Raw genomic sequence first — 2,278 nt, 5'->3', positions numbered from 1 at the left:
CCGGAGGGATCGTTCTCGTCCCGCCGCGACCGCCGCGAAGCGGAGGGGCACCGGCTCCGCACCGCGCCCGCCCGCCGCGGGGCCTCCTTCTTCCGCCCGTCCCCGCGCACGCTGGCGCTCGCCGTCTCCGGCGGGCTCGTCGTCGTGGCCGTCGCGTCGAGCCTGAGCCTCACCGTCGGCACCGGCTCCTCGGCCGAGTCGGCCACCGCGACGCCCTCCGCTGCTCCGACCTCGACCAGCGTCGCCGTGCTCCCCGCGACCACCGCCTCCGCCCGGGTCGTCCTCAGCTCCGTCTCCACCACCTCCGGCACCGTCGCCGGCGGCACGAGCGTGACGCTCGAGGGATCGAACCTGGACTCGGTCGCCACCGTGCGCTTCGGCGAGGCCGAGGGCAGCGTCGCGGTCGACAACCCCGACCAGATCACGGTCACCGCCCCTCCGGCCGACGGAGAGGCAGCGGGCGAGGTCCCGGTCGCCTTCTTCGACGCCGACGGTCAGGCCATCACGTTCGACGCGGTCACCGACTCCGCCGCGGCGGTCACCGTCGACGGGACCCCGGCCGACGCGGTGCAGCCGGCCGTCGACACGTCGGGCGCCGCGGAGGGCACGACGGCCGAGGCCTCGACCGACCTCGCCGCCCCGACCGCGACCGCCACTCCCAGCCCCGCCGCGACCGGCGTGCTCGCCAGCACGAAGGTCGTCGCCTCGGCGATCACCTTCGCCTACACGCCCGACCCGGCGATCGAGGCCGCGAAGGCCCAGGCCGCGCTGGACGCGAGCCGCCTGGCCTCGCAGCTCGACTACCTCTCCACCTACTGGAACGACTACAACTCGGCCCAGTACGGCGTGATCTCGGGCAACGACTGCGTCAATTTCACCTCGCAGTCGCTGATCGCCCGCGGCTGGGAGATGGACGGCGAGTGGAGCTACTCCTCCTCCGGCGGCTACAGCTCCGCCTGGGCGTCGTCGACAGCGTTCAACGCCTACCTCGCCGCGCACCCCGAGCGCGCGACCGCCATCCCCGACTCCGAGCGGAGCCGGGTGAAGCCGGGCGACATCGTCCAGTTCGACTGGGACGGCTCGGGCGACTGGGACCACACGGGCGTCGTGACCAGCGTCGACGGCGACAGGATCCTCTACTCCTCGCACACCGCCGACAACCACGACCAGAGCATCGACGCGGCCTCCGCCGGCCGGATCATGTTCTGGGGCGTCTGACGCTCGACGCACCCGCTCCACGCACGACGACGGGGCCGCCACCGCTGATGCGGTGACGGCCCCGTCGTGGTTCCGGTCAGATCACTTCTTGAAGACGTCCTTGACGTCCTCGCCGACCTTCTTGGTGTGGGCCTTGGTCTGGTCGGCCTGGCCCTCGGCCTCGAGGCGCTCGTTGTCCGTCAGCTTGCCGACGGCCTCCTTGGCCTTGCCGACCAGGTTCTCGGCTGCGTTGCGGATCTTGTCGTCTGCACCCATGAGGGGCTCCTTCTGTTCGGTGTGACCATCCGCCGGCGGGTGCCGGGGAAGCTGCGGGACCGGGGTCAGGCGACCCGGTCCTCCTTGGAGAAGCCGGCCCGGGCGCTCGAGGCGACCTCGAGCAGGACCGGCAGGCGGGCGCCGAGCAGGGCGTCGAGCGCGTCGACCTCCTGGTGCACGGCGTCGACCACGGTGCGGGGCGAGACGCCGCCGCGGGGGAGGACGCGCACCTTCAGCGCCGTTTCGGAGCCGTGGCGGTAGGCCGCGACCGTGACGTCGAGGAGCTCCGTCCGGCCCGCGAGGGCCGTCTCGAGGACGTCCTCCGCGAAGCCGGTCGCGATCTCGATCCCTCCGGCGGGCGCGCCCTCGGCCTCGTCGCGGAGGACGGTGCCGGTGCGGCCGTGACCGTGGGCGAAGGCCATCACCAGCGCGAGGACGATGCCGAGGAGGCAGATCCCGACGACGGCGTAGAGCGGCCAGAGAACGGCGGCATCGCTCCAGGCGGTGCCCTCCTCGGGGGAGAGGCGCGAGACCAGGGCCGCGCCCTGGCCGTCGGCGAAGGAGAGGACGGAGTCGCGGACCGGCTGCGAGACGGCGATCAGGACGGCTCCTGCGCTGACCAGCGCGAGCACGAGCCCCACGACGAGCAGGACGAGCCGGTTGACGAAGCGGTTGCTCGTGGTCATCAGATCCTCCCGGAGGTCGAGACGCGGACGGTGGAGCGCGGGGCGGGCTTCGCGCCGATGCGGGCGAGCTCCTCGTCGACGGCGCTCTGCACGGCGTCGCGGTCGACCGCGATGCCGGA

Annotated in this window: 3 protein-coding genes; 1 reads left to right on the top strand and 2 read right to left on the bottom strand. The window is 73.2% G+C overall.

Annotated features, from left to right (window positions below; all coding sequences use genetic code 11):
* The coding region (locus C5C27_RS17315; protein WP_104315020.1) for an amidase domain-containing protein at window positions 1-1,218 on the top strand (1,218 nt) is incomplete at its 5' end.
* Window positions 1,219-1,299: 81 nt separating this feature from the next.
* Here the strand turns inward: C5C27_RS17315 and C5C27_RS17310 are convergent.
* On the bottom strand, window positions 1,300-1,473 hold the full coding sequence (locus C5C27_RS17310) for a CsbD family protein (RefSeq protein ID WP_104226788.1): 174 nt from the start codon (window positions 1,471-1,473) through the stop codon (window positions 1,300-1,302).
* Window positions 1,474-1,538: 65 nt separating this feature from the next.
* Window positions 1,539-2,159, bottom strand: a complete 621-nt coding sequence (locus C5C27_RS17305; protein ID WP_104315019.1) for a hypothetical protein — start codon at window positions 2,157-2,159, stop codon at window positions 1,539-1,541.
* Window positions 2,160-2,278: the final 119 nt, after the last annotated feature.

Origin of the sequence: Rathayibacter sp. AY2B7 (assembly GCF_002931635.1) — a bacterium.
GTDB lineage: Bacteria > Actinomycetota > Actinomycetes > Actinomycetales > Microbacteriaceae > Rathayibacter.
Note: the sequence above shows the minus strand (reverse complement) of the source record. Positions and strands in the feature narration are given on the sequence as shown.